The 26,187-nt window shown below is 66.2% G+C and carries 28 protein-coding genes; 18 read left to right on the top strand and 10 right to left on the bottom strand.

Annotation, left to right across the window (positions count from 1 at the left end):
* The first annotated feature begins 115 nt into the window (after nucleotides 1-115).
* Nucleotides 116-559: a flavodoxin domain-containing protein gene (locus CH281_RS21665; RefSeq protein ID WP_027496480.1), complete on the top strand. Its 444-nt coding sequence runs from the start codon at nucleotides 116-118 to the stop codon at nucleotides 557-559.
* A gap of 15 nt (nucleotides 560-574) precedes the next feature.
* Here the strand turns inward: CH281_RS21665 and CH281_RS21660 are convergent, their stop codons facing one another.
* The 3 genes from CH281_RS21660 to CH281_RS21650 are packed head-to-tail and all read right to left on the bottom strand — an operon-like array spanning nucleotide 575 to nucleotide 3,206.
* The gene (locus CH281_RS21660; protein WP_032408190.1) at nucleotides 575-1,243 is read right to left on the bottom strand and encodes a Maf family protein; all 669 of its coding nucleotides are present in this window, start codon (nucleotides 1,241-1,243) and stop codon (nucleotides 575-577) included.
* Nucleotides 1,244-1,254: 11 nt separating this feature from the next.
* Nucleotides 1,255-1,545, bottom strand: a complete 291-nt coding sequence (locus CH281_RS21655; RefSeq protein ID WP_256983937.1) for an acyl-CoA carboxylase epsilon subunit — start codon at nucleotides 1,543-1,545, stop codon at nucleotides 1,255-1,257.
* Nucleotides 1,546-1,565: 20 nt separating this feature from the next.
* The gene (locus CH281_RS21650) at nucleotides 1,566-3,206 is read right to left on the bottom strand and encodes an acyl-CoA carboxylase subunit beta (protein ID WP_032383493.1); all 1,641 of its coding nucleotides are present in this window, start codon (nucleotides 3,204-3,206) and stop codon (nucleotides 1,566-1,568) included.
* A 95-nt stretch (nucleotides 3,207-3,301) separates the two neighbouring features.
* Here CH281_RS21650 and CH281_RS21645 point away from each other — a divergent pair, with 95 nt between their 5' ends.
* From CH281_RS21645 to CH281_RS21630, 4 genes are read left to right on the top strand one after another with little or no spacing between them, the layout of a single operon-like run.
* Nucleotides 3,302-4,138, top strand: a complete 837-nt coding sequence (locus CH281_RS21645) for a biotin--[acetyl-CoA-carboxylase] ligase (protein WP_032390181.1) — start codon at nucleotides 3,302-3,304, stop codon at nucleotides 4,136-4,138.
* Between the two features lie 47 nt (nucleotides 4,139-4,185).
* Nucleotides 4,186-4,785, top strand: a complete 600-nt coding sequence (locus tag CH281_RS21640) for a PH domain-containing protein (protein ID WP_027496483.1) — start codon at nucleotides 4,186-4,188, stop codon at nucleotides 4,783-4,785.
* A gap of 39 nt (nucleotides 4,786-4,824) precedes the next feature.
* Complete coding sequence (locus CH281_RS21635; protein ID WP_027496484.1) at nucleotides 4,825-5,505, top strand: response regulator transcription factor; 681 nt, start codon at nucleotides 4,825-4,827, stop codon at nucleotides 5,503-5,505.
* A gap of 6 nt (nucleotides 5,506-5,511) precedes the next feature.
* Nucleotides 5,512-6,831, top strand: coding sequence for a sensor histidine kinase (locus CH281_RS21630; protein WP_027496485.1), 1,320 nt, complete (start codon nucleotides 5,512-5,514; stop codon nucleotides 6,829-6,831).
* Nucleotides 6,832-6,843: 12 nt separating this feature from the next.
* Here the strand turns inward: CH281_RS21630 and CH281_RS21625 are convergent, their stop codons facing one another.
* On the bottom strand, nucleotides 6,844-7,398 hold the full coding sequence (locus CH281_RS21625) for a GtrA family protein (RefSeq protein WP_032366285.1): 555 nt from the start codon (nucleotides 7,396-7,398) through the stop codon (nucleotides 6,844-6,846).
* A gap of 167 nt (nucleotides 7,399-7,565) precedes the next feature.
* Here CH281_RS21625 and CH281_RS21620 point away from each other — a divergent pair, with 167 nt between their 5' ends.
* From CH281_RS21620 to CH281_RS21610, 3 genes are read left to right on the top strand one after another with little or no spacing between them, the layout of a single operon-like run.
* The gene (locus CH281_RS21620) at nucleotides 7,566-8,819 is read left to right on the top strand and encodes a 5-(carboxyamino)imidazole ribonucleotide synthase (protein ID WP_027496486.1); all 1,254 of its coding nucleotides are present in this window, start codon (nucleotides 7,566-7,568) and stop codon (nucleotides 8,817-8,819) included.
* The gene (gene purE / locus CH281_RS21615; protein WP_032391583.1) at nucleotides 8,812-9,324 is read left to right on the top strand and encodes a 5-(carboxyamino)imidazole ribonucleotide mutase; all 513 of its coding nucleotides are present in this window, start codon (nucleotides 8,812-8,814) and stop codon (nucleotides 9,322-9,324) included. The genes CH281_RS21620 and purE overlap by 8 nt, the downstream gene beginning before the upstream one ends.
* Nucleotides 9,321-9,710 carry a hypothetical protein gene (locus tag CH281_RS21610; RefSeq protein ID WP_032372702.1) on the top strand — a complete coding sequence of 130 codons (390 nt, stop codon included), beginning with the start codon at nucleotides 9,321-9,323 and terminating at the stop codon, nucleotides 9,708-9,710. Before purE ends, CH281_RS21610 begins: the two co-directional genes overlap by 4 nt.
* Nucleotides 9,711-9,719: 9 nt before the next feature.
* Here CH281_RS21610 and CH281_RS21605 read toward each other — a convergent pair whose 3' ends face one another.
* Nucleotides 9,720-10,430, bottom strand: a complete 711-nt coding sequence (locus tag CH281_RS21605; RefSeq protein WP_094695472.1) for a TIGR03089 family protein — start codon at nucleotides 10,428-10,430, stop codon at nucleotides 9,720-9,722.
* A 55-nt stretch (nucleotides 10,431-10,485) separates the two neighbouring features.
* Nucleotides 10,486-11,916 carry an LCP family protein gene (locus CH281_RS21600; protein WP_048320270.1) on the bottom strand — a complete coding sequence of 477 codons (1,431 nt, stop codon included), beginning with the start codon at nucleotides 11,914-11,916 and terminating at the stop codon, nucleotides 10,486-10,488.
* A gap of 195 nt (nucleotides 11,917-12,111) precedes the next feature.
* On the opposite strand from CH281_RS21600, the gene CH281_RS26985 reads away from it, so the two are divergent.
* The 4 genes from CH281_RS26985 to CH281_RS21580 all read left to right on the top strand — a co-directional run bounded on the left by CH281_RS26985 (nucleotide 12,112) and on the right by CH281_RS21580 (nucleotide 15,281).
* Complete coding sequence (locus CH281_RS26985) at nucleotides 12,112-12,252, top strand: hypothetical protein (protein ID WP_155288785.1); 141 nt, start codon at nucleotides 12,112-12,114, stop codon at nucleotides 12,250-12,252.
* Nucleotides 12,253-12,395: 143 nt separating this feature from the next.
* Nucleotides 12,396-13,247 (top strand): dTDP-4-dehydrorhamnose reductase, encoded by an 852-nt coding sequence (gene rfbD, locus CH281_RS21590; RefSeq protein ID WP_032370704.1) that lies wholly within the window; start codon nucleotides 12,396-12,398, stop codon nucleotides 13,245-13,247.
* Between the two features lie 38 nt (nucleotides 13,248-13,285).
* Nucleotides 13,286-14,197 carry a glycosyltransferase family 2 protein gene (locus tag CH281_RS21585; RefSeq protein ID WP_027496493.1) on the top strand — a complete coding sequence of 304 codons (912 nt, stop codon included), beginning with the start codon at nucleotides 13,286-13,288 and terminating at the stop codon, nucleotides 14,195-14,197.
* Nucleotides 14,187-15,281 carry a sugar phosphate nucleotidyltransferase gene (locus CH281_RS21580; RefSeq protein WP_027496494.1) on the top strand — a complete coding sequence of 365 codons (1,095 nt, stop codon included), beginning with the start codon at nucleotides 14,187-14,189 and terminating at the stop codon, nucleotides 15,279-15,281. Before CH281_RS21585 ends, CH281_RS21580 begins: the two co-directional genes overlap by 11 nt.
* A gap of 40 nt (nucleotides 15,282-15,321) precedes the next feature.
* Here CH281_RS21580 and CH281_RS21575 read toward each other — a convergent pair whose 3' ends face one another.
* From CH281_RS21575 to cofD, 3 genes are read right to left on the bottom strand one after another with little or no spacing between them, the layout of a single operon-like run.
* Nucleotides 15,322-15,870, bottom strand: coding sequence for an NUDIX hydrolase (locus CH281_RS21575; RefSeq protein WP_032370706.1), 549 nt, complete (start codon nucleotides 15,868-15,870; stop codon nucleotides 15,322-15,324).
* Between the two features lie 6 nt (nucleotides 15,871-15,876).
* On the bottom strand, nucleotides 15,877-17,229 hold the full coding sequence (locus tag CH281_RS21570) for a coenzyme F420-0:L-glutamate ligase (protein WP_032408195.1): 1,353 nt from the start codon (nucleotides 17,227-17,229) through the stop codon (nucleotides 15,877-15,879).
* 23 nt (nucleotides 17,230-17,252) lie between these two features.
* Nucleotides 17,253-18,242: a 2-phospho-L-lactate transferase gene (gene cofD / locus CH281_RS21565; RefSeq protein WP_032408105.1), complete on the bottom strand. Its 990-nt coding sequence runs from the start codon at nucleotides 18,240-18,242 to the stop codon at nucleotides 17,253-17,255.
* A gap of 778 nt (nucleotides 18,243-19,020) precedes the next feature.
* On the opposite strand from cofD, the gene CH281_RS21560 reads away from it, so the two are divergent.
* Nucleotides 19,021-19,254 (top strand): WhiB family transcriptional regulator, encoded by a 234-nt coding sequence (locus CH281_RS21560; RefSeq protein ID WP_027496498.1) that lies wholly within the window; start codon nucleotides 19,021-19,023, stop codon nucleotides 19,252-19,254.
* Between the two features lie 43 nt (nucleotides 19,255-19,297).
* Here CH281_RS21560 and CH281_RS21555 read toward each other — a convergent pair whose 3' ends face one another.
* Nucleotides 19,298-19,783, bottom strand: a complete 486-nt coding sequence (locus CH281_RS21555) for a metallopeptidase family protein (protein ID WP_027496499.1) — start codon at nucleotides 19,781-19,783, stop codon at nucleotides 19,298-19,300.
* 72 nt (nucleotides 19,784-19,855) lie between these two features.
* Between CH281_RS21555 and CH281_RS21550 the strand changes: the two genes are divergently transcribed.
* The 5 genes from CH281_RS21550 (at nucleotide 19,856) to CH281_RS21530 (ending at nucleotide 25,952) form a co-directional block, all read left to right on the top strand.
* A complete protein-coding gene (locus CH281_RS21550) occupies nucleotides 19,856-20,266 on the top strand; it encodes a DUF3499 domain-containing protein (protein ID WP_174557261.1) in 411 nt (136 codons plus the stop codon).
* Nucleotides 20,267-20,471: 205 nt separating this feature from the next.
* The gene (locus CH281_RS21545; protein WP_052060877.1) at nucleotides 20,472-21,854 is read left to right on the top strand and encodes a phosphomannomutase/phosphoglucomutase; all 1,383 of its coding nucleotides are present in this window, start codon (nucleotides 20,472-20,474) and stop codon (nucleotides 21,852-21,854) included.
* A gap of 71 nt (nucleotides 21,855-21,925) precedes the next feature.
* Entirely contained in the window at nucleotides 21,926-23,068 is a 1,143-nt protein-coding gene (locus tag CH281_RS21540) for a hypothetical protein (RefSeq protein WP_032408106.1), read from the top strand.
* Entirely contained in the window at nucleotides 23,068-24,303 is a 1,236-nt protein-coding gene (manA, locus tag CH281_RS21535; protein ID WP_027496503.1) for a mannose-6-phosphate isomerase, class I, read from the top strand. The genes CH281_RS21540 and manA overlap by 1 nt, the downstream gene beginning before the upstream one ends.
* Before the next feature lie 137 nt (nucleotides 24,304-24,440).
* Nucleotides 24,441-25,952: an amino acid permease gene (locus CH281_RS21530; protein WP_027496504.1), complete on the top strand. Its 1,512-nt coding sequence runs from the start codon at nucleotides 24,441-24,443 to the stop codon at nucleotides 25,950-25,952.
* Nucleotides 25,953-26,187 lie beyond the last annotated feature (235 nt).

Here is a 26,187-nt window from a genome sequence, read left to right as displayed (position 1 = left end):
CCTCGAGACAAATCACAACATCGGGCGTACGCGGATTTTCGGCGGGATCCCCGGTACGGCTATGCTTTTGCGACTGTTCGAGTGTTCGAGCGCATGTGAGAAAGGGGAGCGATCCATGGCAGTGGTCGTGTTGTTCGGGTCCGAGACCGGTACGGCCGAGGAGGTCGCCGACAAGATCGCGGACGTGCTCGGTGATCACGATGCCGAGGTGCGAGACATGCTCGAGTACGAGGTCTCCGACATCGACACGGACGACTTCCACGTCGTCATCTGCTCCACCTACGGCGACGGAGAGCTCCCCACCGGCGCGGAGCCGTTCTACGAGGCTCTCGTCGAGGATGCCCCCGACCTCGCAGGACTGCAGTTCGCAGTCTTCGGTCTGGGAGACAAGGTATACGAGGACACCTTCAACCGCGGCGGCGAGATCATCGCCGAAAAGCTCACCGAGCTCGGTGCGAAGCAGGTCGGCACCCATGCTCGGCACGACAGCTCGTCGAACATCAAGCCCAAGGCAATGGCCGAGGACTGGGCTCGCGAGCTGATCGATCTGTTGCCCTGAGGTAGGTCTCGCCGGTCAGATCCCGATGGGGTCGTCCGGCGAGCCGTCCCAGAGGGCGGCAAGCGACGTACCCACCCGCTCGAGAAGAGTACGAACCAGCGGCAAGCCGATGCCGATCACCGACGAGGGATCACCCTCGATGCTGTCGACGAACCAGCCGCCGAGACCGTCGAGCGTGAATGCTCCCGCGACCTGCAGCGGTTCGCCGGACGCCAGATACGCGTCGAGATCGACTGCAGACGGGGTTGCGAAACGAATCGTCGTCGAGCTGTGCGCTGCAGCCTGCGCCACCACGACTCCGGCGGTGACTCGCAGAACGGCATGACCGGTCAACAGCGCCCCGGTCGACCCGGCCATGGTCCGCCAACGCTCACGGGCCACCTCGACGGTGTGCGGTTTACCGTGCAGCTCACCGGCAATCGACAGCATCGAATCACACCCGACGATCACCAGATCCGCCGAAGAATCCGAGAACGTCTCGGCGACTGCGGCGGCCTTGGCCCGCGCGAGTTCGGTGACCACGGTGGCGGCGGACGCGGACGGCCCCAGTTCGGCCGTCACCGCGTCCTCGTCGACTCCCGACACCCGGACGATCGGCTCCACGCCGGCATTACGAAGAACTCCGAGGCGAGCAGGTGACGCCGACGCCAGAACGAGTCGTACCGAATCGGCCCGGGTCGTCACGGGCGGCACCGTCACCGCGAGTATCGGCCCGACGCGGCGTACGAATACGCCGACTGCGCCGCGAAGCCGCGGTGCATCGACGACGGTGCACCCCACAATTCCCGGGGCCGAGAATCCGCGCTCGATGCCGAATCGTTCTGCGCCGCAGTCAACACCGCCACCAGAGCCGCCACGTCCTCGTCGTCCGGATTGCCCTTGACGACCCGAATCGCCGCGGACATGCCTGAATCGGCAACGGCCTGACCGTCGTTCACGACGTCAGGACTCGTTTCGCTCACTGCGTCGTGATTCGTGTCTCTCACTGCGTCATGCTTCGCTTCGCTCATAGTGGGATGTTTCCGTGTTTCTTCGGGGGCAGGGTCACTTGTTTGCGTTCGAGCAGTCGCAACGCGGTCACGATCTGACCGCGGGTGTGACTGGGCGGGATGACCGCATCGAGATACCCGCGCTCGGCAGCGACGTACGGGTTGACCAACGTGTCCTCGTACTGCTGCTGCAACGTCAGCCGCAACGCATCGACGTCCTCACCGTTCTTCGCGGCCTCGAGCAACTGCTTGCGGTAGACGAACCCGACCGCACCCGAGGCACCCATCACCGCGATCTGCGCCGTCGGCCACGCCAAATTGACGTCGGCACCCATGTGCTTGGACCCCATCACGTCGTACGCCCCGCCATAGGCTTTACGGGTGATGACGGTGATCTTCCCGACCGTCGCCTCCCCGTAGGCGTACAACAACTTCGCTCCACGCCGGATGATGCCGTTGTATTCCTGCCCCGTCCCGGGCAGGAACCCCGGCACATCGACCAACGTGATGATCGGAACGTTGAAACAATCACACGTGCGGACGAACCGGGCTGCTTTCTCCGAGGCATCGATATCCAACGTGCCGGCGAACTGGGTGGGCTGATTGGCCACGATCCCCACCGACCGGCCGTCGATCCGACCGAACCCGACGATGATGTTGCGGGCCCGACCTTCCTGAACTTCGAGGAATTCGTCGTCGTCGAGGATCCGGCGGATCACCTCGTGCATGTCGTACGGAGTGTTCGGCGAATCCGGAATCAACGTGTCGAGCTCGAGGTCCTCCGCCGTCAACGAATCCTCGATGGATCCGAGAACAGGATCCGACGCCACCGTGCGCGGGGCATCGGCCCGATTGTTCGACGGCAAATACGACAGGAGGTCGCGGACGTAGTCGAGGGCGTCCTGCTCCCCGGACGCGACGTAGTGCGCGACCCCGGACTTCTCCATGTGGGTGTGCGCGCCACCGAGCTCTTCCATCGTCACGTTCTCCCCGGTGACGGTCTTGATGACGTCGGGGCCGGTGACGAACATCTGACTGGTGCCATCGACCATGACCACGAAATCGGTCAGGGCCGGGGAGTAGACGTGTCCGCCGGCGGCGGGGCCCATGATCACCGAGATCTGCGGGATCACCCCGGATGCGCGGACGTTGCGGTGGAAGATCTCCCCGTACAACCCGAGGGAGACCACACCTTCCTGGATGCGGGCCCCGGCGCCTTCGTTGATGCCCACCAACGGCCGCCCGGTCTTGATCGCCAGGTCCATCACCTTGACGATCTTCTCGCCGTAGATCTCCCCCAACGAGCCGCCGAAGACGGTCGCGTCCTGGGAGAACACACACACATCACGGCCGTCGACGGTGCCGTAGCCGGTGACGACACCGTCACCGAAGGGGCGATTGTCACCCAACCCGAAATTCTGTGATCGGTGCCGCGCCAACGCATCGAGCTCGACGAACGAGCCCTCGTCGAGCAGGGCCGTGATCCGCTCGCGCGCGGTCAACTTGCCCTTCGCGTGGACCCGCTCCACCGCCGCCTCACCCGACGGCATCTCCGCAGCCCCCAGACGTTTACGAAGATCGGCCAATTTACCCGCAGTGGTATGGATATCGGGTGCATCTGCCGACCCGGGTGCAGTGGAATCCTGGACGCTGGTCATGGGGCAACACTTTAACTGCGAGTGTGATCTGCGCCCCGACCGAGGGTGGTTCACGAGCCGACGTCGGTTGGTGCCGAACCCATATGCTGGTGGTCATGTGGACCAATCTGGATCGCCCACCGCTCGACGTCCGCGCACTCCGTCGAGCCTTGGTGGACGGACCGCAGGCCTCGTGGTCTCGGGTGGACGTGGTGACCGAGACCGGTTCGACCAATGCCGACCTCGTCGCTGCGGCGACAGATCGGGCGGACCGGACGGCCTTGATCGCCGAACATCAGGGGAGTGGGCGGGGCAGGCATTCGCGTCCGTTCTCCGGTGCTCCGCGATCGCAGATATTGCTGTCGATGCTGCTGAAGTTCCCGGGGATCGACCCGGCGGTGCTGGGTTGGCTGCCGCTGATGACCGGCGTGGCTCTGGTCGATGCGCTGCGTACCGTGGCCGAGGTCGATGCGCGGTTGAAGTGGCCGAACGACGTTCTGATCGGCGGTAGGAAGGTCTCGGGCATTCTGGCCGAAGTAGCCGCCCATGGGCCGAGTCCGACGGTGGTCATCGGCCTGGGAGTGAACGTCTCGATGACCGAGGCCGAGCTCCCGGTGCCCACGGCGACGTCACTCGCGCTCGAACAGGCCGCGGTGCTCGATCGAGACACCCTGGTGCGTGCGATTCTGCGCGGGGTGGCCGCCGAGGTGGATTCGTGGCGGGATGCGCACTGGGATACCGAGGCGCTGGCGCACCGATACAGAGATCGGTGCGGCACCATCGGACAGCGAGTGCGTGTCGACCTGCCCGGCGGCGAGCACGAAGTGGGAACCGCTGTCGATGTGGACGAACACGGCCGGATCGTGATCGAGGTCGAACGTGCCGGCTCCGCATCGCCCTCGGTTCTCGCAGTGGCCGCCGGCGACGTCACTCATCTCCGACCTGTCTCGTGAGACCATCTTCACCCGGGCAGATCCGGCGCGAATAGTCAGGAGTGCACGTGGGTTACCCACAGGATGCGTTGGCCGACGAGGAAGAGCTACTGCTTCACCGTCACCCGCATTGGAAGATGTTGATCCTGCCGTCGATCACGTTCGTGCTCGCCACGGGTCTCGCCGGCGTCGCCCTCGGTGTCGCAGGTGCCCGACTCGAATCCACGGCCGCCGATGTGGCCACGATCGCCGCGCTGGTGGTGTGGGCAGCGATCGTCGGGTGGCGATGCCTGGTTCCGCTCGTGAGCTGGAAGTGCACTCACTTCATCGTCACCGATCGTCGGGTCCTCGTTCGGCAGGGTGTGCTCACGCATTCCGGAATCGACATCCCCATGAGCCGCATCAGCAACGTGCAATTTCGCCACGGGCTGCTGGACAGGATGCTCGGTACCGGCACCCTGATCATCGCGTCGGCGTCGGACGACCCACTCGAGTTCGACGACATTCCGCAGGTGCAACGCGTCCATTCGTTGCTCTACCAGCAAGTATTCGACTCCATGGACTTTCGTCGCGAGTCCGTTCACGATCGGGACCGAGCATTCGAGCCGATGGCCGACGATGCACCGGCCGAGTCCAAGCCCGGTTGGCGCGCGGGGAAACGCAGGTAACACAGGCTGTTCTCACATTCGAACCGTAGGGTTGCCGACGTGACCGATGTTCTGCTTGCCGAAGACGACGAAGCTATCGCCGCACCCCTCTCCCGTGCCCTCGGGCGCGAGGGCTACACCGTGACCGTCGAACAGACCGGGCCGGCCACGCTACAGCGTGCTCTCGACGGCAAGTTCGACTTGCTGATCCTGGACCTGGGGCTGCCCGGAATGGACGGCCTCGAAGTGTGCCGTCAGGTCCGCGCCAACCGGTCCGAGGTGGCCGTGTTGATGCTCACCGCGCGCACGGACGAGGTCGACTTCGTCGTCGGCCTGGACGCCGGTGCCGACGACTATGTGGGCAAGCCGTTCCGGCTCGCCGAGCTGATGGCTCGGGTTCGAGCGCTCCTGCGTCGACGCGGTGCCGGCGAGGACGTTCCCATCGAGGTCGGTGCAATTCGCCTCGAACCGGCCGCCCGACGGGTGCTCGTCGGAGGTACCGAGATCTCGCTGGCCAACAAGGAATACGAGTTGCTCAAGGTGCTGCTCGATCACGCCGGCCAGGTGGTCTCGCGGGAGGTCATCTTGCGCGAGGTGTGGGGCGACGCGGAGTTGCGCGGATCCAAGACACTCGACATGCACATGTCCTGGTTGCGCCGCAAGATCGGCGACGAAGGACCGGTGGCGGAGCGTCGCATCGCGACCGTTCGCGGTGTCGGATTCCGCATCAACAGCGACTAGTCGTCGATGCGGCGTCGAATCCTGGTCTCCATTCTCGCTGTCGTCATCATGACTGCCCTGCTGCTCGGGCTGCCGCTGATGTATACGGCCTGGCTGTGGGTCGAGGACTTCACTCGAAACGATCTGCAGGCACGCCTCGACCGAATGGCCGCAGAGATCATCTCGCAGGAGGGGTCGGCCGGACTGATCGAGGGTCAACTCGACATCGGTTCGCTGCGTCTGGCGATTCCGCAGGGTGGCCGCCTCGTCGTCATCTATCCGACGCCGGAGGACGCCGCGTCCCGCGCCGACATCGGGCAGGCATCCGTCCCCCGGCCACTAGTCGAATCGTTGTCGATGGGGACCTCGGGATCACTGCGGCTCGAAGTACCGTCCGACGACATGCGTTCACTGCAGCGGCAGGCGCTCGGCGCGGTGACTCTGGTGGTCCTGGCGTCCGCGCTGGCAGGAACCGTGGTGGCCGTGCTGACGGCCAAGCGACTGGCCGATCCGTTGCAGGACGTCGCGCGGCGGGCCGCCCGACTGGCCGAGGGCGACTTTCGGCCGGATCCGCGTCGGCACGGCATTGCCGAGCTGGACCGGGTGTCGGAGGTTCTCGACTCGGCCACCGTCGAGATCGCGGGCAGGCTGCAGCGCGAACACACGTTGGTTGCCGACGTCTCGCATCAACTTCGTAGCCGCCTGACCGCCGTTCGACTGCGGTTGGACGAGATCTCCACCCATCCGGACCCCGCGGTGGTCGACGAGGCGAACGAGGCGATGGATCAGGTCGATCGGTTGACCCTGGCCATCGACGAACTCGTCCGCTCCTCCCGCAGCGACGGCGCCGCCGATGCGCACGAGGTATCGGTCATCGAGGAACTGACCGGCACGGTGGTCGAATGGCAGCGAAATTTCGACGATGCAGGTCGGAGTCTGGTGCTCAAGGGCGACGCCGACCTCCAGGCGTCGGTGACCGGCTCGCGTCTGCGCGAGGCCGTGTCGGTACTGGTCGACAACTCTCTGGTGCACGGCGACGGTGCCTGCACGGTTGCAGTGCGCGCCGTGTCCGCCGCCGAGGGGACCGACCGGCGGCGAGAGAAACTGGTCTGTGTCGAGGTGTCCGACGAGGGTCCAGGGGTGAGCAACGAACTGGCACCCCACATCTTCGACCGCGGATTCTCCGGAGCCGGTTCGACCGGAGTCGGTCTCGCGCTGGCCCGGGCCCTGATCGAGGCCGACGGCGGACGGTTGGAACTACAGCGCAGACGGCCGGCACTGTTCTCGGTGTTCCTGCCCGCTCGGCGCGAATCGTCGCCCGCGCTCTCGCGGCGCGAACCACGCTGACCGAACTGGGGGTCAGTCGAGCGCGTTCGATGCGTCGGTCGGATCCCCGTTGCGCTCGGCGTCCACTTCCAGGATGGTGCGCGCGTTGTCCTCGGGAAAAGCGAAGCGACGCAGCGCCCAGAAGCGGAACGCCATCTGGAGCAGGTTGCCGATGATGTAGTTCAGCACGAAGTCGATGACGACCACCATCGTCAGCGACTCGTTGGTGTCGCGGATGTCGAAGATGTTGTTCGCGATCCACAGCGGACCGGCGGCGATGAGCACTCCAATGCCGCTGATGGCGAAGAAGAGAAGCGCTTCGTGGTGGCGTTCGCGCCCGCCGCGGTGCTTGAAGGCCCACTCACGGTTGAGGAAATAGCTGAGCAGGGTGGCGAGCACGCCCGAGATGATCTTCGCGATCACCGGCTTCTGCTCGAGCACCGTCAGGCTCAGCGAGTAGAAGATGACGAGGTCGAACACCATCGTCGTACCGCCCACGATGGCGAACTTGATCAACTCGCTGTGCCGGATCGCAAGGTCCCTGATGGGCTTGGGTAAGCGCTGAAGCACGCTGTCGATCGTCGGCACAACGGTGAAGTCTACGAAACGAACGCCCGATCCGGCGAACCGACGCTCTGTTCATCAGCGTTTCCACAGTCTCGACGACAGTGTTTCCACGTTCTTCGCGACAACGACGACCGCCGTGCGACTGCCGGTTCGGCCCGAACCGGCAGGACATGACACCATGGTGAGCCGTGACAGGTACCGAACCGCGCCCCACCGCTGCGCGCCCGTCGTCGACCGGAATGCCCGTGGTGACGATGATCGGCGGAGGTCAGCTGGCCCGCATGACCCATCAGTCGGCCATCGAACTCGGCCAAACGCTGCGCGTGCTCGCCGCGGGCGCAGACGAGCCGGCTGCTCAGGTGAGCCCCGACGTCGTGTTCGGGCTGCACGACGACCTCGATGCGCTGCGCACGGCCGCGACCGGATCCAACGCCCTGACCTTCGACCACGAGCACGTGCCGACCGAGCACCTCGAGACCCTGGTCGCCGAGGGCGTCAACGTCCAGCCGCCACCGAGCGCGCTGATCTTCGCGCAGGACAAACTGCGCATGCGTCGCAAGCTCGAAGAGCTGGGCGCACCCGGACCGGCGTACGCGGAGGTGTCGTGGGCGCAGGACGCCATTGCGTTCGGTGACGAACACGGGTGGCCGGTTGTCCTCAAGGCGGTCCGCGGCGGCTACGACGGCCGCGGTGTCTGGATGCCCGCCGACGCCGAGGAAGCCGAAGAGATCGTCACTGCCCAGCTCGACCTCGGTGTGCCGCTCATGGTCGAGGAGAAGGTCGCCATGCGCCGCGAGTTGTCGGCGATGGTCGCGCGATCGCCGTTCGGTCAGGGTGCTGCGTGGCCCGTCGTACAGACCGTGCAACGACACGGACAATGCGCGGTGGTTCTGGCCCCGGCTCCCGACCTGGACGAGGACGTCGCCACGTACGCCGGTCGGCTGGCGCTCGATATCGCGGGCGCCCTCGGCGTGGTCGGAGACCTCGCGGTCGAGCTGTTCGAGACCACCTCGGGCAAGCTTCTGGTGAACGAGCTGGCCATGCGGCCGCACAACTCCGGTCACTGGACCATGGACGGCTGCCGCACCTCGCAGTTCGAGCAGCATCTGCGTGCAGTGCTGGACTACCCGCTGGGTGACACCGATCCACTGGCACCGTTGACGGTGATGGCGAACATCCTGGGTGCGCCCGAAGCGCCGGAGATGACGATGGACGAACGCCTGCATCACCTGTTCGCCCGCATGCCCGACGCCAAGGTGCACCTGTACGGCAAGACCGAGCGGAAAGACCGAAAGATCGGCCACGTGAACATTCTGGGCGCGAGGTCCGGATCGCTCGGCGACCCGGCCTACGTGGCGGCCGTACGTGAACGAGCCGAACGTGCAGCGCACTGGATGTCGCACGCCGAATGGACCGACGGATGGGACCCGCACCATGACTGACGAATCCGGTACCGCCGTCGTAGGCCTGATCATGGGCAGCGATTCCGACTGGCCGATCATGGAGGCCGCAGCAGAAGCGCTGGCGGAGTTCGGTATTCGTTTCGAGGTCGGCGTCGTCTCCGCGCATCGCACCCCTCAGCGGATGCTCGACTACGCCCGCGAGGCCGCCGGTCGCGGAATCAAAGTGATCATCGCCGGTGCCGGGGGAGCGGCGCACCTGCCGGGCATGGTGGCGTCGGCGACGCCACTGCCGGTCATCGGCGTTCCGGTACCGCTGAAGTATCTCGACGGCATGGACTCGCTGCTCTCGATCGTGCAGATGCCCGCCGGTGTGCCCGTTGCGACGGTCTCCATCGGTGGTGCTCGCAATGCGGGGTTGCTCGCCGTGCGGATCCTGGGAGCGTCCGATCCTGTTCTGCAGCAGCGGATGTCGGCCTTCCAGGCGTCTCTCGAGGCCATGGTTCTGGACAAGGACGCGGCACTGCGAACCACGCTGCTGGGATGAGTGCCGCGGCGTCGCGGCGCGAGCAGATTCGACGAGCCGGCCGCGGCAAGTGGCAGTCGGTGTCGGTGACCCGGCTGGCACTGCGCTACGCGCAGCTGTGGGGCGGAACGGCGCGTTTCGACGACGAGTTCTCGATCTTCGTGTGTTCCGGCCTGCGCGGCGGATTCGGCCGCGGCGGAACCACATTCGGTGGGGCCTACCTGACGGCGAACAACACCGCCCGTCGGGTGCTGCGGCACGAGGCGATTCACGCCGACCAGTGGGCGAGGTTCGGGCTGACCTTTCCGTTCCGCTACCTCGTCGAGGAAGCGCGTCACCGCGGCAGCGCCAATCGGTTCGAGATCGAAGCGGGACTCGCGGACGGCGGCTACCGCCCGACCGGATGAGGCGACAAGTCAGTCGAGGGTCGTCGTGACCTTCTCGGTGTCGATGCGTCGTTGCTTCGTGCTCTCGTCGGAGTTGGCCACCTGTACCAACGACGCTCCGGCCGCGAGCACCGAGAGCAGTCCGTCGATCAACTCGTCGGCGGTGGTCCAGGATGCACTGGACAACACTCGATCCGCGGCCGAAAGAGAACGGGCCTCGGCGCGTTCTCTTGCTGCGGCGAGGACGTCGTCCACCGAGCGGCCGTCCAATGCCGCGGACCCGGATCCGGTTGCCCTGAATTGGTCACCGTGTACGCGAACCGAGGTGGCGTAGTCGGTCATCCCGAGGGGCAGATCGGGGACTGCCTTGCCGAAGGCATCGAGCGAGAGCGCCAGAACCTCGTCGACGTCGGGTGCGTCGTCGAGGCGGTCGCCGTGCACCAGCGCGAGATCCGCGGAGTCGTCTGCACCGAGCACCACCTCGCCGCCGGTCCACCAGATTCCCAGAAGTACGGCAGCGGTCTGCCAGTGCGCCGGCAACAGCACGCACACGCGCGCGCCCTGATCGAGTGCGAACTCGTCACGGAGCAGGTTGGCAGTCTTGGCCGCCCAGTTCGCCAGTGTCACGGCGGACACCTCGACCCGCTCGCCGGTGGCATCGTCGTAGTACGTGATGCGGGGACCGGCCGGGTCTGCCGCCAGGATCGGCTCGAGCAGGGTTTGAGTCAGGTTCGAAGCCACACCACGACCCTAGTCGACGCCGACCCGCCCCGATTTCCGCGCTGCGTTCGTACTGTCAGTTCACGCACATGGGGCCGGTGGAACCCGCGTCGATCGGTGCCGCAGGTTCCTCGGGGACTGCTGTACCTGCTTCGGGTGCCACGGTTTCGGCCGTCGCGGCCTGACCCGAGCCGGGGCCGGCGTAGTCGTCGGCGAGCACGACCCGGACGGCATCGGCCGGCATGGTGTCGTCGGCGGTGATCTGCAGGCCACCGAGTGCGGCCGACACGGCGCGAGCGGCGTCGCTGTCCACGTCGGCGGTCTGGATGCGGCTCGTGGAGATGGACGAGCCCTCGTAGTTGCCGATGGTGCCACCGACGTACCCCAGCGCCGTCAACGATCCGGCCACACCGTTGGCCAGACCTTCGATACCGCTGTCGTTCGCGACGTCCACCGTCACCGTAGACGGATCGACGGCCGGGGCATCCGAATTCTCGGCGTTGGTCTCGGCGGAGTTCCCGTCCTCGAGTAGTCCGGCGACGTATTTCTTCACTGCTGCCGGGTCGACCTGCACGATGGATTCGCCGTAGTCGGTCGTCGCATTGATGTCGACCGCGGGAATGGTCTCGAACTTGACCTTGCCACCGGCGAGATCCTGCAGGCGAGTGGCGAACTGCAGGATGTCCCAGTCCGAATCGAGGGTGACCGACCGCTGCACCGCGGTACTGAGCTGACCGAGCTTGCTCGGATTGCTCAGCGTCTTGGCGCTGAGCACACTGCGTACGAGGGAGGCCATGAAGACTTGCTGGCGCACGATCCGGTCCAGGTCACCGCGGGGCAGATCGTGTCGTTGCCGGACGAAACTCAGCGCCTGCGAACCGGACAGGTTCTGCTCACCGGCTGCGAAGTTCGCACCCGACAGCGGCTCCTGCACCGGATTGTTCAGGCATACCGCTACTCCGCCGACGGCGTCGGTCAGCAGAACGAAACCGAGCAGGCCGACCTCTGCATAGTGGTCGACCGTGATGCCGGTCAGGTTGGCGACGGAATCGATCAGCGCTTCGCGTCCGGCCTCGGTGGCCTGCGGTTCGGCGTCGGCATCGGAGACTCCCTGCTCGACCAGTTCGAGCCGTTTGTTCTCCTTGGTCGCTCCGTACGCGGCGTTGATCTTGGACATTCCGATCCCGGGCACCTCGACGTACGAGTCGCGCGGAATGGAGATGGCAGTGGCCGACGAGCCGTCGTTCGGGACGCGGATCAACACGATCGTGTCCGTGTTCGACGCAACTTCCTCACCTGCGTTGAGCGAGGCGAGTTCTTCCGGTGACAGCGCGTTGCCGTGGGCGTCGGTGCGGCTGTCGGTGCCGACCATCAGGATGTCGACCGCGCCGTCCGCTGCGCCGCCCAGACCGAGGCCACCCGCAGTGGCGATGTTCGACCGCAGACTGTCCACACTGCGCCACGCGAAGCCGGTCACCAACAGGACGAGTACCGACAACACGGCCACCGCAACGTGCGTCGCCGGCCAGCGACCGCCTGCGCCCGGTCGGCGGGGTGCCTCGCCTGAGTCCGGTCGTCGGTCGTCGCCTCGGGGCCCACGCTGCGGTCGTCGTGTACGGCCGGCCGTGGTTCGTCGTGCGTCGCCGGCCGCGCCGCCTCGGCGATGCACGCCCGGTTCGCCGTCTGCGGAGGGACGTACAGGGTGATCCTGGGAGTCGCGCCCGCGGGATGCACGAGGGTCGGTGTCACGGCCGCGTCGCTCGCCGCGCAGGCCGTCGCCGTCGGCTCGCCGCGAGGTGCGCCGGTGTGGTGGGGGCGTGCGCTCACCTCCGTGCGTGCCTGAATCTCGTGGCACCTTCGACCCTTTCCTCGTTTCCGGCAGGCATGGACACCCACCGACAGACGTTCACTCCCCCCGACTCGAAGGTTACTGGCGATCGGCCGCGCTCTCGCCGAACCGACCGCGGCGTGCCACACTTGGCAACCGTGAATGCGATCGTGGTGACCGGTGCACACGGCCAGTTGGGCCGACGGGTGGTCTCGCTCGCCGCCGAGCGTGATTCCGACGTCGAGGTGCACGGCTATTCGTCCGCCGACCTGGACATCACCGACCCCGATGCCGTCGACGCCGTGGTGACTGCGGGTGCGACCGTCGTCAACTGCGCCGCGTACACCGCCGTCGATGCCGCCGAAACCGACGAGTCCAGGGCCATGGCCGTCAATGCCGACGGTCCTCGAAATCTCGCGCGGGCGTGCGGGCGTGTCGGTGCCCGACTGATTCACATTTCCACCGACTATGTGTTCGACGGCACAGCGACCGAGCCGTACGACGTCGACGCGGCGACCGCGCCGAAGTCCGTGTACGGACGCACCAAGTTGGCCGGGGAAACGGCGGTACGTGAGGAACTTCCCGAGGCCGTCATCGTGCGCACCGCATGGGTCTACGACAACACCGGCAAGAACTTCGTCACCACGATGCGAAGACTCGAAGGCGAGCGGGAGACCGTCTCGGTGGTCGACGACCAGATCGGATCGCCCACCTTCGCCCTCGACCTGGCCGCCGGTCTGCTCGAGATCGAAGCCGACGCGACGGTGACCGGCCGGACCCTTCACTTCACCAACGCCGGGCAGGCGAGCTGGTACGACCTCGCCCGGGCAGTGTTCTCGGGAATCGGTGCCGACCCCGACCGGGTGCGACCGTGTTCGAGCGCAGAGTACGTCGTCCCGGCACCTCGGCCCGCATACTCGGTGCTGTCACCGAATGCGTGGTCCGCAGCCGGGCTCGGTGCGCCCCGCCCCTGGTCCGAGGCTCTGACGGCGGCTCTTGCTCGGTCGTGATGCGGGATCGATGCTCGCCTCGGGCTAGTCTTGCCCGCGTGAGTTCCGACCTGGCCGTGGTGACGGTGACCTATTCCCCCGGCGAATACCTCGAGCAATTTCTGACGTCTCTACGAGAGGCCACGACTCGGCCCGTGCGAGTCATCATGGCCGACAACGGGTCGGTCGACGGCACTCCGGAAGCTGCCGAGGCGGCGTTCGCGGAAGCAGAATTGCTGCGTACCGGCGCCAACATCGGCTACGGCGCTGCCGTCAATCGGGCGATCGCCGCGGTCGACCCCGAGGTCGAATTCGTCGTGGTCGCCAATCCGGATGTCAGGTGGCACCCCGGGTCCCTGGACGGATTGCTCGACGCCGCGGCGCGATGGCCGCGCGCAGGTTCGCTGGGCCCACTCATTCGTGAGCCGGACGGGTCGCGATACCCGTCCGCGCGATCGGTGCCCGATCTGACGTCCGGGGCCGGCCACGCAATTCTGGGCAAGCTCTGGCCGACCAATCCGTGGACTCGGCGATACCGCCAGGAGAACGAGACGGTGTCCGAGCGGCCGGTGGGATGGCTCTCGGGATCATGCCTGTTGCTTCGCCGCGCGGCGTTCGACTCCATCGACGGGTTCGATTCGCGCTACTTCATGTACATGGAGGACGTGGACCTCGGCGACCGGCTCGGTAGGGCGGGTTGGCAGAACGTCTACGTACCCGAGGTCGAGGTCACGCACTCGAAAGGCCATGCGGCAGGACGGCATCCGGAAGTGATGCTGCCCGCACACCACACCAGCGCCTACCGATTCCAGGCCGACAGACACGACCGGGTGTGGCAGGCTCCACTACGATGGGCGCTGCGCGCGGGTCTCGGTCTTCGCTCGAAGGTCGTTGTGACTTCGGCGCTTCGGGCCCGAGCTCGTGAAGAACGACCGTCGGACGAGAGAACAGAGGCTGGACATGTCGGATAGTTCCCCATCGGTCGCCGCACGGACGGATGCAGTGATCTTGGTCGGCGGCAAGGGAACTCGACTGCGCCCGTTGACTCTGTCGGCACCGAAGCCGATGCTCCCGACTGCAGGACTCCCGTTTCTCACCCACCTGCTGGCCAGGATCAAGGCTGCGGGCATCGAACACGTGGTTCTCGGAACGTCGTTCAAAGCCGAAGTGTTCGAGCAACATTTCGGCGACGGGTCGGCGTTGGGCATCGAACTCGAGTACGTGTTCGAGACCGAGCCCATGGGCACCGGCGGCGGAATCAGAAACGTGTTGCCGCGACTGCGGGCGGACAACGTCATGGTGTTCAACGGTGACGTGTTGGGTGGTACCGATCTGACGGCAGTGCTCGATACGCACCGCACGACCGACGCGGACGTGACGCTGCATCTCGTTCGGGTCGGCGATCCCCGAGCGTTCGGCTGTGTCCCGACCGACGAGAACGGCCGAGTCACCGCGTTTCTGGAGAAGACCCAGGATCCGCCGACCGACCAGATCAATGCCGGTTGCTACGTGTTCAAGCGTGAGATCATCGAGTCCATCGCAGCCGACCGGCCGGTGTCGGTGGAGCGAGAGGTGTTCCCTGCCTTGCTCGCCGAGAACAAGAAGGTCTACGGGCACGTCGACAGTGCGTACTGGCGCGACATGGGTACGCCGGAGGATTTCGTCAAGGGATCGGCCGACCTCGTTCGTGGGATTGCGCCGTCGCCCGCACTGCACGGAGATCGCGGTGAGTCCCTGGTTCACCCCGGAGCGGGTGTCGCGCCGGGCGCACTGCTGATCGGTGGAACCGTCGTCGGACGTGGTGCCGAGATCGGCGCAGGCGCTCGTCTCGACGGCGCGGTGGTGTTCGACGGTGCGATCGTCGAAGCAGGGGCCGTAGTCGAACGGTCCATCCTGGGCTTCGGAGCCCGCATCGGACCGCGCGCACTCGTGCGTGACGCCGTCATCGGTGACGGTGCCGATATCGGAGCTCGGTGCGAGTTGCTGCGTGGGGCACGGGTATGGCCCGGAGTGAAGCTGCCCGACGGGGGAGTGCGCTTCTCCACCGACGTCTGATCGTCGTCCCGAGGAGTTGAGCGGGGCCGACCCGGGCGGATCAGCGATACGCCGCGAGCGCGACGAGATGGTCGATGGTCTCGCGCTCGGCCGAGTCGGGTAGTTCGTCCACCGGCCACCAGCGCAGGTCCGTCGATTCCTCGCTGCGCACGGCGCGCGCGCCGTCCGGGGCGCGCACCAGGAACCGCAGGTCCAGGTGCCGGGTCGGCTTACCCAGTGAGCACGTGATCGGGTGAGTGTGCGCCGAGAGCAACTCGGGATCGATCGACAGATCGGTAATTCCGGATTCTTCGGTCGCCTCGCGCAGCGCTGCGGCGACGACCGTCTCGTCCTCGGGTTCGCAGTGACCGCCCAGCTGAATCCACCGGCCCACCCGGGGATGCAGGGTCAACAGAACGTGCCGTCCCGACGCGTCGAGTACCAGCGACGACGCCGTGATGTGGCCGGCCTCGTTCGCGCGAAGACACGCGTCGGGATTGCTGTGCAGAAAGGCGATCACGGTGTGCCGAAGGGATTCGTCCCTGGAGTCGGTCGGTGCCCACCGATCGAGTGTCTCGGCCGCGGACTGCCACAGTGAGGAAGCGGACATCGTCGGTCAGAGCTCCACCAGCGAAGACCCGGGCGCGGCCGGATCTCGTACCGTCAGCGGCTCGCTGGGGTGTCCGATTGCGATGGCCCCCAATGCTTTCCAGTCCGCACGCAAGCCGAGCTCGGCGCGGACGGTATCGGCGGCGAAGATCGTCGAACCGATCCAGCAGCTACCGAGATCGCGAACGGCCAGGGCTACGAGCAAACCCTGAACGGCGGCACCGACCGCCACGGTGAACATGGTGTCCTCCGCTGCGCGACGCCTCTCGTCGGGATAGGTGTGCGCCCCGTCCGGCACACAGAACGGAATCACGATTTCCGGCGCATCGAACAGAATGTCACCGCGGCTCAGCCTGGCGGCGATGCGGTCCTCGGTCAGCCCGTCGCCGGCCAGATCGGCTCGCCACTGCTCGCGCATGGTCTCGAGCAGTCGGCGACGCACCGCGGGCGTTCTGATCCAGACGAATCTGACGGGGTGGGTGTGATGCGGGGCGGGGGCGGTGAGGGCGTCCGCGACGGCGTCACGGATCGAGTCCGGGTCGACTGCGTCGGGGGAGAACGATCGAACCGACCGCCGGCGGAGCAGGGCCTCGCGTCGACCACGTTCGAGTGCCTCGGCGGTTCCCAGCCAGAACAGATCGTCTTCGCCGCCGCGCAGCAGGGTGGCGGCGGTGGAGCCGTCGTCGACCGGTGACAGGCCGCGGACGACGGCTATCGGAACGCCACCCAGCTTGCCCTTCACGAGATCGCCTGCCGCAGCGAGCTCGTCGGCGATGGCGACTTCGGTGACGATCAGTTCGTTGCCCTGGCCGTCTTCTGCCCCGGCGTATCGATGGACGACCGCCAGGCCGGCAGACCCGATCGCGGCATCGGTCTGACCGATCCGCCAGGCCCGGCCCATCGTGTCGGTGATCACGACAGCCACGGTGACTCCGGCCGACTCGTGCAGTGCTCGCCGAAGAGCCGCCGCGCTGGCGTCGGGATTCTCCGGGAGCAGCGCCAGTTCGCTGCCGTCGACGTTGGACCCGTCGATACCCGACGCGGCTTGCACGATGCCGAGGCGGTTCTCGGTGATGAGCGTCCGGCCTTTTCGGGCGACGACGCGAACGGCCTCCTGATCGACGAGGACCCGGCGGGCTGCGTCCCGCTCCTCGGGGTCCTGCGGTGCGGGCACCAGACGTCCCTCGACCTTGGAGACGATCTTGCTGGTGACCACGAGGACGTCTCCGTCGCGCAGCCAGGGCGCTCGGTCGACGATCGCTGCGGCGAGATCGTCGCCCGGACGAAACTCGGGAAGTCCCGTGACCGGCAGGATTTCGATCGATCCGCCCGGTGCGTGGTCACCGGGAGCCTCCGGCATCGACGCCACCTCGCGTGGGGCGGTCACAGTTCGAGTCCGGCTGCGCGCAGGGCGGTGCGTGCCATCACCGCTGTGGTCTCCGGGTCGGTCATCAACAACGGAATCGACTGCACGTCGACTCCGTCGACCACCGCCGAGTCGGTGCTGTGCACCAGCCAGGCGTCGAGAATGCCGGTGCCGCTTCGGCTTCCGTAGAGGCGGCCGACGGCCTCGGCCGTCGTCTCGACGCCGATGACCGAGAGGCACTCGTCTGCCATGCCGCGCAACGGTTTACCGTCCACCACCGGGGACAGGCCGACGACCTTGGCGGCGGTGGTGCGCAGTGCGCCGCGGATGCCGGGTACGGCAAGAATTGCGCCGACACTGACCACCGGGTTGGACGGGGCCAGGATCACCGCGTCGGCCTCGGCGATCGATTCGGCGACTCCCGGTGCAGCAGTGGCCTGTTCGGCACCGATATGAGCGAAACTGTGCGTGGGAATCTGCGCGCGGTAGCGAACCCACCACTCCTGGAAGTGGATTGCGCGTTGTTGCTCGCCGCTGGGGTCGTCGGGGTCGGTGACCACGACGTGTGTTTCCGAGCGGTCGTCGGTGACCGGCAGCAATCGGACGCCGGGCTGCCATCGGTTGCACAGTGCCTCGGTGACGGCCGACAGCGGAAATCCGGTGCGCAGCATGCGACTGCGGATCAAGTGCGTGGCGATGTCCCTGTCGCCGAGGCCGAACCAGTCGGGATCTGCTCCGTAGGCGGCCAACTCGTCGCGGGCGTTCCAGGTCTCCGCGACCCGGCCCCAGCCTCGCTCGGTGTCGATTCCGTTTCCGAGGGTGTACATGCACGTGTCGAGATCCGGGCAGATGCGAAGGCCGTGCATCCAGACGTCGTCGCCGACGTTGACCACCGCCGTGATCTCGTTCTCGGGTTCGTCGCCGAGAAGGGAGTCGCCGAACAGGGATTTGAGCCCCTGGAGGAACCGTGCGCCACCGACGCCACCGACCAGAACAGTAACTTTCACAACATGCGAGCCTAGTGCGGTTGTCGCCCGCCCGGGTGAGCGCCCACCCGGACCGTCCGCGGGGCCGGGATCCGAGCCCGAGAACCGCCGCGACACGCACGGGACGCGCTCCGATTCGGGGAGACAGCCGATTTCGGGCATGGGATGGTATTGGATTTGTGCGATCGGCTTGACCGCGACACACCTGTACGTGTCTAATCACAGGTATGTCATTCAGCGTTCGCGGCACGAGTTCGACTGCAGCGAACCTGGTTTCGAACACTCGTTCCCTTCCTGTTCGTCCCTGAGTGGACGTGGAGTAGAGGTCGAGAGTTGGACGGGTGGAGAGTCGGCTCGGACGTACCAGCTCGATCGAATACCGGCGCGGGGCAAGGTATTCGAGATTACGAGGACCGAAAGTATCTGCGCTACCACAGGTGAGGAGGCGGAAGCGATGTATGACCAGCACGTGACACGTGATCAGCGGGGCGGACCCACTGCACACCTCAGCGCTGTCGACGACGCGCCGCAAACCGAGTCCGATTCCGGCGTGGATTCGAGCGTCTCCGTCGACGCCGGTTCTGCGTACGTGACCCCGTCGAACGATGCAGTCGACGGCGAACTCTCGAGTGACGCCGTGCAAATCGATCAGGACATCGACAGCCCCGATGTCGACAGCCCGGATGTCGACGACGTCGATAACGACGACTCGGACAACGACGCCGATTCGATGCCGTTCGTGGCCGAATCGGTTCCACCCGCCAAGCCGTTCCTCAGTCTCGTGGCGGGTTTCGACGAGATGTTCGAGGAGATCGAGGATCAGTGGCAGGAGCGCGCCCTGTGCGCTCAGACCGATCCCGAAGCCTTCTTTCCCGAAAAGGGCGGCTCCACCCGCGAAGCGAAGCGAATCTGCCTCGGCTGCGAGGTCAAGGACGAATGCCTCGAGTACGCTCTCGCCAACGACGAGCGATTCGGAATCTGGGGCGGACTGTCCGAGCGTGAGCGTCGTCGGCTCAAGCGCGGGATCGGCTGAGCCGAGCGCTCTCAGGAGGATCCACCCACGAGCCGACGCTGCATCACGGCTCGGCGCTGGCGGGGTCCACCTCGTCGGGATCGATGCCCAAATACGTCGCTACCTGCTCGACCAGGACCTCGAACAGTAGGTCCTCCAAATCTTCCGGGTGCTTGGCGCGCCGCTCGAGCGGACGCCGGAACAGCACCACACGGGCGCGTGTCGTCTCTCCGCGCTTGTCGATCCCTGCGGGGACCAGTCGCGACAGGGGTACCGGTCCTTCTGCGACCACCTCGGGCGGCCACGTGACCGATTCCGGGTCCAACGCCCTGATCTTGGGCACGTCGTCGACGGCGATGTCGAGCTTCGAGAGCTTGTCGTGCCACCGGTGGTCGATGCGCGCGAACGCGTCGAGTACCAGCCGGTCGAACTTCTCTGCACGTGATCGCCGGGCAGGTAGGTCCTCGGGCAGCACCGGTCCGCGGATGCCGCGGCCGTGCCGCGCAACGGACCGCGACGTGATCCTGCGCGCGGAAGAGAACTGAGGCATGGGGGCAGGTTATCGCGGCTGTCCGGTGTGTCGGTCGTTCGGTCGGTTGCACGTACCGGATACTCTGCACTCGTGAGATCACTGCGTGGCTGCTGCAGGCCTGGTTGCAACCGTTCTGCCGTTGCGACGCTCACATATGTCTACTCCGACTCCACTGCCGTCGTCGGTCCGCTGGCCACCGTGGACGAACCGCACTCCTGGGACCTGTGCGAGGTCCATGCCTCGACGACCACGGCACCCAAGGGCTGGGAGCTCGTGCGGTACGAGGGTGGTTACTCGACATCGACCCCCGACGAGGACGATCTGACCGCGCTGGCCGAGGCCGTACGCGAAGCCGGTCGGGGAGACCGGACGCGCTCCGAGGACCGAGACAGCGGTGACCGGTCGCCGGCTCGCCACCAGGACACCGAGCGACGGGCCACGCCTGCCGTCCGAACCGGCCGACGCGGACACCTCAGAGTTCTACCCGATCCCACGTCCTAGACCCCCTGCGCAGAACGCCGCGGCGGGGCGAGGCGCTGCGTCCGCCCGAATGAACGACGGGTCGACTGGCCCGCCCACCGGGCGTCTGGCAAGGTTTGCACCAGTACCGAAACGGACAAGCCGGTCTGCCGAGCTTCGGTGTTGATCGCCCCGTACCCAACGCTGGATGTCCGACGCCGGACGACCGACAATCAGGAGAATCTTCGTGGCCCGAACCGCAGAGTCCGTCAACGCCGTCATCAAGGCCTACGACGTCCGTGGCGTCGTAGGTGAGCAGATCGACGAGGCGTTCGTCCGAGACGTCGGTGCATCGTTCGCCCGGTTGGTACGCGACGAGGAGGGCGCGGCGCGGACTGTCGTCGTCGGACACGACATGCGCGACTCCTCGCCGGGCCTGTCCCGCGCTTTCGCGGACGGCGTCACCGCGCAGGGGCTCGACGTCGTGCACATCGGTCTCGCCTCGACCGATCAGCTCTACTTCGCGTCGGGCCTGCTCGAATGCCCCGGTGCCATGTTCACCGCAAGCCACAATCCGGCGAAGTACAACGGAATCAAGCTCTGCCGCGCCGGTGCCAAGCCGGTGGGGCAGGACACCGGGCTGGCCACGATCAAGTCGGAACTGATCGACGGCGTGCCGGACTTCGACGGCCCGGCCGGTACGGCAACGTCGCGAGACGTGTTGACCGACTACGCCGGGTTCGTTCGCGACCTGGTCGATCTTTCCGGCATCGGATCCATGAAGATCGCCGTCGACGCGGGTAACGGCATGGGCGGGCACACGGTCCCCGCGGTGTTCGCTCCGCTCCCGGTGACGATCGAACCGTTGTTCTTCGAACTCGACGGCAGCTTCCCCAATCACGAGGCCAACCCACTGGATCCGGCGAACCTGGTGGATCTGCAGCGCTTCGTCGTCGAGACCGGTGCCGACATCGGGCTCGCGTTCGACGGAGACGCCGACCGGTGCTTCGTCGTCGACGAGAAGGGCGATCCGGTCTCGCCGTCGGCCGTGACCTGCTTGGTGGCAGAACGCGAGCTGGCCAAGGAGCCCGGTGCGTCGATCATTCACAATCTCATCACCTCGCGTGCGGTGCCGGAGCTGGTCACCGCGCTCGGCGGCAAGCCTGTCCGCACCCGAGTGGGGCACTCGTTCATCAAGCAGCAGATGGCCGATACCGGTGCGATCTTCGGCGGAGAACATTCCGCGCACTATTACTTCCGTGATTTCTGGGGTGCCGATTCCGGCATGCTCGCCGCGCTGCACGTTCTCGCTGCCCTCGGCGCACAGGATCGACCGCTCTCGGAGATGATGGCTTCGTACGAGACGTACAGCGCGTCGGGTGAGATCAACTCGACGGTCGACGACGCAGCCGAACGCACCCAGGCCGTGCTCGACGCGTTCGCCGATCGGACCACCGGAATCGACCGTCTCGACGGCGTGACCGTCGACCTCGAGGGTGGTGCATGGTTCAACTTGCGTGCGTCCAACACCGAGCCCCTGTTGAGACTCAATGTCGAGGCGCGCACCCGCACCGAGGTCGACGCGTTGTCGACCGAGATATTGAGCATCGTTCGCTCCGGACTGGAATAGTGGTTACCTAGAGTTCACAAGTGGGTATGCAGGCATTTCGAGTCGGTGACGTAAGGGAAGGTGCCGAGGTCATGAGGGCAGTGACGTCTCTGGTCGATCTCGACGACGCCGGCGCGATCGTGGCCGCCGATCGGGAGGGCGCGCTCCGCAGCGCCGCGCTCGCGGGTGCTCAAGTACGCGCCGTCGCCACTGCGGTCGAAGAGTCGGTGCTGGCGCGCCTGGCCGACCTGCGACCTCGCAGCGTGGTGATAGTGACCGGCGACGGCCGCAGCAGCCGTGCCGCGTCTCTGCTTGTCGCTGCTCTCGGAAACCATTTGGGCGTTCCCCTGGTTCGTAGTACCGGAACTCCGCCGTGGATCGGGCCACTGGATGTCGTCGTGGTGGCCGGCGACGATGCAGGCGATCCGCGCTTGGCCGAATCGGTCGACGCGGCAGCGCGGCGCGGCGCGGAGGTCGTCGTCGTGGCACCGGAAGAGGGTCCCTTGCGTGCCGTGCGCGGTGCCAGGGTCATGTGGTTGCCGCCGCGCATAGCGGTGCGTGACCACAATGCGCTGATGCGCTACCTCGCGGCGTTCGTGGCCGTCCTCGGCGCGGTTGCCGGTGGTTCGTGGAAGGCGCTGCTGCCCAACCTTTCTCGGCTCGCAGATCTGCTCGATGCCGAGGCTGTGCGCAACAGCCCGTCCAACGAGGTGTTCCACAACCCTGCCAAAGCGCTTGCCAGTGGGTTCAGCGGCAAACGTGTGGTGCTCAGCGGTGCCGGGCCGGCTGCCGTCGAGGTGGCGCGGCACGGTAGCGAGGTGTTGCTGCGGGTGGCCGGTCTGATCGTGGCTGCGGGTGAGCTCGGCGATGTCATCGCTGCGTCCATCCGTGCGTCCATGGTCGAGTCATCGGGGCCGGTCAGCACCTTCGACTCGATCTTCCACGACGAGGAGCTCGACGGACCGGCTCCCGAACAGCCGATGCGGGTATTCGTCCTGGCGTCCGAATCCGATCGCGCGCTGACCGAACGACGCATTGCCGGTGTTCCGAATTCCGAACTGGTACTGACCGAGTCCGGTGAGGCGACGTCCGGCGGGGAGTTCGTGAGTTCGGGTTTCGAGGCCCGCGCGGCGTCACCCGATCCGGTTACACTCTCGATGCTCGACACGATGTCGGTGTTGGCAACGCGGTTGGACACCACTGCCGCGTACTTGTCGTTGATGGGCGGTAGCTAGTGCAACTCCTGCGAGGCGCAGTCCGGTCCTACGCTTGGGGTTCGCGCACTGCTCTGGCTCGTATCCAGGGTAGGCCGGTACCGTCCGATCATCCCGAGGCGGAGATCTGGCTGGGTGCACACCCGGCCGATTCTGCGCACGTGGTTCACGAGGGTGGCAGCACGCCGTTGCTCACCCTCATCGACGGGGATCCGGAAACACAGTTGGGCGGCTCTGCAGAGGACTTCTCGTCGCGGCTGCCGTACTTGCTGAAATTGCTTGCCGCAGAAGAACCTCTGTCGTTGCAGGCACATCCGAGCAGCGCGCAGGCGCGTGAGGGCTTCGCGCGGGAGAATGCCGCAGGTGTTGCGATCGATTCCCCGGTGCGCAATTACCGGGACGCCAATCACAAGCCCGAGCTGATCGTGGCACTCACCGAATTCGAAGCACTGGCAGGGTTTCGGCAACCGGCCGAGACGGTCGAGTTTCTCGATGCGTTGGCCGTGCCGTCCCTCGCGGGGTATCGCACGTTGCTCGCCGCTCAGCCCGACGCGTCGGGCCTCCGGACGGTGTTCACCTCGTGGATCACGTTGCCCGGGCAGTCCCTGGACGACCTGTTGCCTGCGGTCGCCCAGGGCTGCATCGATTATCTGTCGGGGCCTGCCCGCGCCGACGGCGGTCGATTCGCCGCCGAGGCACGGACGTTGCTCGAGCTGGGGGAGTCGTATCCCGGTGATGCTGGAGTACTGGCGGCCTTACTGCTCAATCGGGTCACCCTGACTCCCGGCCAGGGCCTGTACCTGGATGCGGGCAATCTCCATGCGTACCTGCGCGGAACCGGTGTGGAGATCATGGCCAACTCCGACAACGTTCTGCGTGGAGGGTTGACGCCCAAGCACGTCGACGTGCCGGAGTTGTTGCGCGTGCTGGACTTCGAGCCCGCCGACATCTCTCCGATCACGCCGGGTGAGAACGATCGGCCCACCTACCGATACCCGACGCCGGCCCCTGAATTCGTCCTCAGCCGGACGGCGGTCGGTCCGGGGGAGACCGTCGAGATTCCTGGAACCGGTCCGCGAATTCTGTTGTGCACCAGCGGTTCGGTGCTGGCGACGACCGGTGACACACACGCGGGGCTCACCGTGCCCCAAGGTAGTTCGGCGTGGATTCCCGCTGCCGACCGATCGGTCACCGTCACCGCGGACTCCGACGGTGCCGAAGTGTTCGTGGCGGCGGTCGGATCATTGCAGTCGTAAGGCGCGGCAAGTCGAGTGGCCGAAGTGTCCGACACGGGTGCCCGCTACCAATAAGGTGATGTCACAGTGAATTCTGGGACGGGTGGGTCCGATCGGATCGGCCGTCTGCAGAAGCGACGTGGCGATACGGAGGTCCGATGACCAAGGCAGACCGGCCCAGGAAGCCCCCGCGTACGACGGGGTGGTTCCGGACCAAGTCGATCGAACAATCGATCAAGGACACCGACGAACCGGACACCAAGTTGCGCAAGGAGCTCGGTTCGTGGGATCTGACCGTGTTCGGTGTCGCGGTGGCGGTCGGAGCCGGCATTTTCACGCTGACGGCGAGGACTGCCGGAAACGTTGCCGGACCGGCTGTTTCGGTGGCGTTCGTGTTGGCGGCCATCGCCTGCGGGCTCGCTGCCCTCTGTTACGCCGAGTTCGCCTCCACGGTTCCGGTCGCCGGTAGTGCCTACACGTTCTCCTACGCCGCATTCGGTGAGTTCATCGCCTGGATCATCGGCTGGGATCTGATCCTGGAATTCGGACTCGCCGCGGCGGTGGTGGCGAAGGCCTGGTCGCTCTACCTGGGAGACCTGCTCGGCACGTCGGCCCCGGTACTGCAGATCGGTTCGCTGAATTTCGACTGGGGCGCACTTCTCATCGTGGTGGTGTTGACGGTTCTCATCGCCTCGGGAACCAAGTTGTCCTCGCGCGTGTCGTTGGTGATCACAGCCATCAAGGTGATCGTCGTGCTGTTCGTCGTCGTGCTCGGTGCGTTCTACATCAAGGTCGCCAACTACGACCCGTACATTCCGCCGTCCGAGCCCGCGTCCACGGGTGAGGGGCTTCATCAGTCCCTGTTCTCCTTCGTCACCGGTGCGGGCGGTAGCACCTTCGGTTGGTACGGACTGCTGGCGGCGGCGTCGCTGGTGTTCTTCGCGTTCATCGGCTTCGACGTGGTCGCGACAACGGCCGAGGAGACGAAGGAGCCGCAGAAGGCATTGCCGCGCGGCATCCTCGGATCCTTGGCCATCGTGACCGTGCTCTACGTGGCGGTGACCTTGGTGCTGACCGGGATGGTCAAGTACACGGATCTGGCCGGCGACAGTGCCACGCTGGCAACGGCGTTCGAGCTGAACGGGCTGACGTGGGCCAAGAACATCATTTCGTTCGGCGCACTGGCCGGTCTGACGACGGTGGTCATGGTTCTCATGCTGGGGCAGACTCGCGTCCTGTTCGCCATGTCGCGAGACGGCCTGGTGCCGCGCGGTCTGGCCCACACCGGAAAGAAGGGCACGCCGGTTCGGACGACGATCCTGGTCGGTGTGGTGGTCGGACTGCTCGCCGCGTTCGTCCCTCTCGGCACGCTCGAGGAGATGGTCAACATCGGCACGCTGTTCGCCTTCGTTCTGGTGTCGGCCGGTGTGCTCGTCCTCCGCAAGACGCGTCCCGATCTCGAGCGCGGGTTCCGCGTGCCCTGGGTTCCGCTGGTTCCGATCCTGGCAGTGGCCGCATGCCTGTGGCTGATGCTCAACCTGTCGGTCGAGACGTGGTTGCGGTTCCTGGTGTGGATGGCAGCGGGTGTCGTCATCTACGTGCTGTACGGTCGCCGCCATTCGGTGATGGGTCTGCGCGAGGCGAAGAAAGTCGAGTCGCGACCCGAGTGAGACGCGGCCGAGTCGTCTTGCGAGGCCGGCCCCGACCGTCGATTGTGCGGGCGGGGCCGGTTTTCTCGGATCCGACGTGTCCGGGGTATGCGTCACACCCCTCGGTCCGAACGCCCGGCATGTTATACCCTCGAAAACAAACTGATAGGACCGCAAACATTCGGTGAGAGGGTGTGGCAACTGTGAGCGTGGACGGCCGGATCACCTCATCGGACGATTCGGGTGTCGCTTTCGG

Origin of the sequence: Rhodococcus sp. 06-221-2 (assembly GCF_002258365.1) — a bacterium.
Taxonomy (GTDB): Bacteria; Actinomycetota; Actinomycetes; order Mycobacteriales; family Mycobacteriaceae; genus Rhodococcoides; species Rhodococcoides fascians.
Note: the sequence above shows the minus strand (reverse complement) of the source record. Positions and strands in the feature narration are given on the sequence as shown.

Coding starts and splice junctions, on each gene's coding strand:
- CH281_RS21560 (WP_027496498.1), top strand. CDS start 19,021: ATGTTCGAGGAGATCGAGGATCAGTGGCAGGAGCGCGCCCTGTGCGCT.
- CH281_RS21650 (WP_032383493.1), bottom strand. CDS start 3,206: ATGACCAGCGTCCAGGATTCCACTGCACCCGGGTCGGCAGATGCACCC.
- purE (WP_032391583.1), top strand. CDS start 8,812: ATGACTGACGAATCCGGTACCGCCGTCGTAGGCCTGATCATGGGCAGC.
- CH281_RS21610 (WP_032372702.1), top strand. CDS start 9,321: ATGAGTGCCGCGGCGTCGCGGCGCGAGCAGATTCGACGAGCCGGCCGC.
- CH281_RS21530 (WP_027496504.1), top strand. CDS start 24,441: ATGACCAAGGCAGACCGGCCCAGGAAGCCCCCGCGTACGACGGGGTGG.
- CH281_RS21580 (WP_027496494.1), top strand. CDS start 14,187: ATGTCGGATAGTTCCCCATCGGTCGCCGCACGGACGGATGCAGTGATC.
- CH281_RS21665 (WP_027496480.1), top strand. CDS start 116: ATGGCAGTGGTCGTGTTGTTCGGGTCCGAGACCGGTACGGCCGAGGAG.
- CH281_RS21575 (WP_032370706.1), bottom strand. CDS start 15,870: ATGTCCGCTTCCTCACTGTGGCAGTCCGCGGCCGAGACACTCGATCGG.
- CH281_RS21540 (WP_032408106.1), top strand. CDS start 21,926: ATGAGGGCAGTGACGTCTCTGGTCGATCTCGACGACGCCGGCGCGATC.
- CH281_RS21555 (WP_027496499.1), bottom strand. CDS start 19,783: ATGCCTCAGTTCTCTTCCGCGCGCAGGATCACGTCGCGGTCCGTTGCG.
- CH281_RS21570 (WP_032408195.1), bottom strand. CDS start 17,229: ATGCCGGAGGCTCCCGGTGACCACGCACCGGGCGGATCGATCGAAATC.
- CH281_RS21630 (WP_027496485.1), top strand. CDS start 5,512: ATGCGGCGTCGAATCCTGGTCTCCATTCTCGCTGTCGTCATCATGACT.
- CH281_RS21645 (WP_032390181.1), top strand. CDS start 3,302: ATGTGGACCAATCTGGATCGCCCACCGCTCGACGTCCGCGCACTCCGT.